The organism is Desulfobaccales bacterium (assembly GCA_041648175.1).
Lineage (GTDB): Bacteria > Desulfobacterota > Desulfobaccia > Desulfobaccales > 0-14-0-80-60-11 > 0-14-0-80-60-11.
Map to the genome: position 1 here is coordinate 1 of JBAZPO010000048.1, position 5,221 is coordinate 5,221.

At 51.3% G+C, this 5,221-nt stretch carries 4 protein-coding genes; all 4 read right to left on the bottom strand.

From position 1 onward, the window contains the following. Window positions 1–58: 58 nt before the first annotated feature. A complete protein-coding gene (locus tag WC600_18615) occupies window positions 59–472 on the bottom strand; it encodes a hypothetical protein (GenBank protein MFA4904744.1) in 414 nt (137 codons plus the stop codon). A gap of 183 nt (window positions 473–655) precedes the next feature. Further along, on the bottom strand, window positions 656–1,909 hold the full coding sequence (locus tag WC600_18620) for a glycosyltransferase (GenBank protein MFA4904745.1): 1,254 nt from the start codon (window positions 1,907–1,909) through the stop codon (window positions 656–658). Next, a complete protein-coding gene (locus tag WC600_18625) occupies window positions 1,909–2,577 on the bottom strand; it encodes a DUF5752 family protein (protein MFA4904746.1) in 669 nt (222 codons plus the stop codon). The genes WC600_18620 and WC600_18625 overlap by 1 nt, the downstream gene beginning before the upstream one ends. A 113-nt stretch (window positions 2,578–2,690) precedes the next feature. Then, window positions 2,691–5,221 (bottom strand): malto-oligosyltrehalose synthase (treY, locus tag WC600_18630; protein ID MFA4904747.1); only part of this gene is annotated, 2,531 nt, incomplete at its 5' end.

Here is a 5,221-nt window from a genome sequence, read left to right on the forward strand (position 1 = left end):
TTCATGGAGCTTTGCCATTGCTCCTATTTGTTGCAATAGAAAGCGAAATTGGTATCAGTCATGAATGGTCGTCCTGCCGAGTATCTAAACGCTGCCAGTGCTGCAGTTCTTGCTTTTCTGCGAATTTTCCGCGGATGAACCTGGCGGCAAAATTAGGATGCCCGAAGTAACCTGGCGCCATGTCCAAAAACCTATCCTGCATGTCCCTGAGGATTTTGGGGGCCTCCGTGGCGGCAATAAAGTTGCGCTCGTCTTTGTGGGAGAAGATAATTTCGTCCCCCAACGCTTCCTTGACCTGGTCGGCTTGCCCTCGCAGCTCCGGCGGCAGGGTGCCGGGCCGAATCGGAATGGCGATCCTGACCTCGAGGAGCACGAACCAGCGGTCGCCGGCTAGCGGCCGGGAGTAGTCCCAAAACTCCAGGGTCAGGCCGTTATTGAGAGGATGCCGAGAGATTAAATTTTCCGAGTTCATGGCCGAACTATAACCCCGTGATTATGCGGCCACCGTGGCCACCGCAGTCCAAAAATAGTTTTGGGGACCTCTTTGGTCTGAGGACCCGATCATCCAAACCAGTCCGGGGGACAGCACCCCAGTTTCGCTCGCTTGGGCCCAAATTAAAGAAAATAGTACCAGCCTTGAAGGTCCTGGGGTCCATCACGGTGCGGATTTCAGTTGTAGTTCTATCCGCTCCTGGTCTCCATATTTAAGGGCCACCAAAATGCTCAAATACTCTTGCAAATTTCTGGTCAGCAGAAAATTTTGCCGGACCAATTCTTTGGCTACACGACCCATTTCCAGAGCTTTATCGGGGTGACGCAAGAGATATCTGGCGCGCAAAGCAGCTCCCTCCGGAGTCTTAACCAGGAAACCCGTGTGATGGTTCACTATCTGCAGCCGAATTCCCCCCGCATCGCCGCCGATCACCGGTTTTCCTTTCCACAGGGCCTCAGTCACGGTGAGGCCGAATCCTTCTTTGAGAGACTTTTGCACCACCAGGTCCGCGCCGCGCTGCAGGGCATTAATCGTGACATGGGCATCCGGAGGTAAAAGCAGCACGTGGATGTCTTTGTCGCCGCCGGCCTCATCACGAACCTCGGTCAGCACCGCGGCGCCTTCGGGGTCATCGGTGGCTTCACCGCCGGCGAGGACCAATTGCAGTGACGGCGCGAAAGACTTGACCAAGCGATATGATTTAATTACGCCCAGAGGATCCTTGAATCGATCAAATCGTGAGACCTGGAGCATGATCAGCCTCTCAGGGTCCAGACCGAATTGAAGTTTGGCGGCCAGGACTTCCTCCGGAGTCAGATCCATGTTTTTTTCGCTGAGAGGGTCGATACTAGGCGGCATCAGATACTGAATGTGCGGCAAGGGTTGGGCAAAATCCGCCAGGGAAAAAATACTCGCATCGTATTCCATGACATAGTTACGCAAGTATTGCCACACCGGACGATAAGGATGGCTCAGGTCGATATGGCAGCGCCAGATCCACTTGCCTTTTCGGTTCGGGCATGACCTTAACAGGGGCAGCGGCTGCGGATCATGGATAATAACTATGTCGGCTTCCTCAAGGATCGAACGGAGCTCTTCCGAGTTTTGGGCGCCGGTTTCCTCGTAAACCTTGAAAAGCCCATCCCCCAGCTGCACGGGTACGCCTTGTAAGGCGTTGTGAAAGCTCTTGGTAACCTGGAAGAACGCCTCTTGACCTCGAATTACTTCCCACCGCACATCGAGGCCCAGATCTTTCTGGAGGGGGACCAGCTTGCTCAGAATTTCCGCGACGCCGCCACCTACATAAGTGGAGTTGACGTGCACTACCTTCATGCCTCTTAATGGCCTGGCAAGTTGCCGGAGCCGATCGATCACGTTTTCTCCGGTCACCGCCACATAATCTTGAATAGATGTCATCAGATCACTCCCCGGAAAAAATATTTGGTGAACAGATCTGCCAATTGCTGGCGCAATTCCACGAGAGTGCCGAAATAGGGATCAACTGTAGCCAATTGTGAGCAAAGATCATCATCACCGCAAGACCTCAACCAGGAGCGGAAATCGTCCATCATTTCAGGGCTCCGGCGTCTCGCATCAATAAAATGATAAAATATGCTGCCCACGGACATTTTGGGCACAGCCTCCACCAATTCTTCCGGTTCTTCAATTTTGCCGCGGGTATCGAAAACCACCATTTGGGAGCGGACAAAATGAAACTGCATATCGGGCTTGGCCCAGGTAATCGTTTCGATCTCATCCAACCTCTGGTCGATGAATTCGAGCAGCTCCTGGCGCAAGGATTCGAGATTCATAAAAGGATCGGGGTCGATAACCGATAATCGTTCCGCCAGGATATTGTCTTGCAGGGCATGGTGAACCCATTCAGCAAAATCGTTATTGTATTCAGGTGCATCGAACCTGGGCCTCAAGAGCCCCCCCCAAAAATGATGGTAGATGCTCCCGAGATGGATGTTAAGCAAACGGTTTCTCATTTCTTTTAGGTTTTGGGCCTTCAGCCCGGTGGCTATGGTCACCAGCGCACAGTCTTTGACGAAAAATGGTTCACGGTTGGCATTTATAGACATCTTACCCTCACAAGTTTATAGAAATACTTTGCTAGGTGGATACGTATTGACCCGGCAGTGGACCGGCACGCCTGGGAACACCGTCGGCGCGGCACTATTCAAAGGATTTGCCCTTACTCTTCCTTTCCTTCGCCCAGGAGCAACGCCACTGGAAAACTGCGTAATACGCCGCCGACAGGCAATGTCTGGCCCGCAGAAACCACCTCGTTCGTAATAACATTCCGCCAGGCAACAGGCGCCCCGTCAGGCATGATCACCCCGGTGTCCTGCCATACCGGTCTTCCCAGAGGAAGATCTCCCTCTTGAATCAGGTGGCTGAGGAACCTCGGAGCAAGGACCAGGGCCCATTGCCGCTGATGCCTCCAGGCAAAGGCGATGACATGGCCTTTAAATTTTCCCGCCGACTCCAGGGGAAGATAAGCGCCGGAGCGGAAGAGCTCTTGATTTGCTTTTTTTGCCTTCAGCGCCCGATAAATGAGAAAGAGTTTAATCTTGCCATCCTCTCTCGTGGCCAAGAGATCTTGGACCAGCCGGCCGATATCCGCATCATCCTGTTCCCGGATGCCGGCCAGCATGGCGCGCCTTTTGGCAAAATCTACCGGCCGGCGATTGTCAGGATCCACCAGGCTCAGGTCCCATAGTTCCGATCCCTGATAGAAATCAGGCACACCGGGTGAGGCGATCTTGATCAGTGTCTGCGAGAGGGAGTTGAGGATCCCGTAGTGAGAAACTCTCCGGCAAAACGGGATAAATTCTTTCAGAAAAGCGTTGGCTTCTGAGGGGGCCAGGATTTTCTCAGCAAAGGAGACGTAAGCGTTTTCATACTCAGTGTCGGCTTTCAACCACGCGGTATGGACCTTGGCTTCCCGGACAGCTTTGACAATATATCCCTTAATTCTGGCAACGAACTCGGGATACTCGGTATCTGCAAAGGGCCAGGCGCCAATCAGCGTCTGGTATAAAAAATACTCGTCGTTCCTATCCGGAACGGCTAAGCCGCTCAGGCGCTTTTTTTTGCCCCGGTTTATTTTGATCCAGGTCCGGAGTTTTTTTAGCCACTCGTGCGGCATCTCGGACAAGACATTTATTCTGGCGCGTGTGTCTTCACCTCTTTTGGTATCGTGAGTCGAGGTGGCATTTAAGGAATCCGGCCACAAGTCTCTTTTCTTCGTGTTGAAGTTGTGGAATTCTTCCAGCGAGCAGCCGAAGTGGCCCGGCCGTCCACCTACCTCATTGAGTGACAAGAGCCGGTTGTAGACATAATGTGTGGTATCTTCGACTCCCTTCGCCATTACCGGCCCGGTAAGTTGCTGAAACCTCATGGCAAAGTGGAGCCAGTCCCGCTTCTCTTCCTCAGAAACATAATCGGGAAAGTCCAGGAGAAGGAATCTCCGTACGAAGGCAAATCCATGTAAGAGGGCGGGGAAATTGGCGCTGGCCCGGTCCACCGCGGCCAAAATGTATTTCCTGTCGTCGTCCGGGACCACCACCTGGCTGATATAGGTCCGGTATACCGGAAATACTGCCAGGACTTCGGTCAAGGCTCTTTGCAGCGCGGTGAGAGTTATGTCGCTGCCATGGCGGTCCCGGCTGGAGATCTTCTTCAGGCGCTGGGCGAGGTTGTGGACGTCACTCGCCATATCTTCCTCAATTATCAGCTTTTTGTTGTCGTGCACGACATCTTCATAAGAATTCTTTAAGCCGGTGACGTTGGCATAGATTCTGCTGAAGGCTCGCGCATTTTCCTTTTGGCAAAACAACTCATTGACGTAATTTATAAAATCATAGCCGGTGGTTCCCTGGACCGGCCAAGAAGGTGGCAGGTCTTCCTGAAGATTGAGTATTTTTTCCACCATTAGATAGTTTGCCGGTGCTTTTTCTCTCACCTTTTGCAGATAGCTTGCCGGATCGTACAGCCCATCAACATGATCAATTCTTAGACCGGTAACCACTCTTTTTTCAATCAGATCGAAAATCAGGCGGTGCGTGTAGTTTAGAACGTGCTCGTCTTCCATTCTTAGTGAAATTAGCCCATTGACACAAAAAAAACGGCGATAATTTATTTCTTCCGCGGCCACTTTCCAAAATGAAAGCCTGAAGACTTGTTGGGAAAGAAGGTCATCAAGAAAATTAAAACTCTCGACCTTACCCTTTTCACCATTGAAGGTCCGCACGTTTTCATCAATAAATGCCTTTATTACCGCATTGCTATTGTATAGTTCCCACATAGTACGCTGGATGAATTCTTTCTGGTTATTGCGCTCCTCCGGCTCATTGATAGATGAAATTGTCTTCAAGACGTAGAGGATGCCTAAAAGCTTAATAAAATCGAAATTGTCTTCTGGAAGTTTCCTCTTTAACTGGGGCAAGTTGTTAAAAAAGTTGAGGTAAGATTCGATTCGTAACGGGAAAGCGAGGTTGTAGTAAGCCACCTGGAAGCCATTAGGACCGTATTGGAGAGCGATCTCTCCATTTTCGAGACACTCCCCATAAAACCAGCCAAGAAATGGCGCCAGAATTCTCTTATTGAGGCTGGCGGCGGGATAATCCCAATCCACGTCGAAAAACTGAAAATACCTGGAGGTGGAGCCATTCTCCAAAATATCCATCAGCAGCCGATTGTCCGAATCCATCGCCATATGAT

Bases quoted from the DNA above. Each gene is read 5' to 3' on its own strand.
- WC600_18620 (MFA4904745.1), bottom strand. From the start codon at position 1,909: ATGACATCTATTCAAGATTATGTGGCGGTGACCGGAGAAAACGTGATC.
- WC600_18615 (MFA4904744.1), bottom strand. From the start codon at position 472: ATGAACTCGGAAAATTTAATCTCTCGGCATCCTCTCAATAACGGCCTG.
- WC600_18625 (MFA4904746.1), bottom strand. From the start codon at position 2,577: ATGTCTATAAATGCCAACCGTGAACCATTTTTCGTCAAAGACTGTGCG.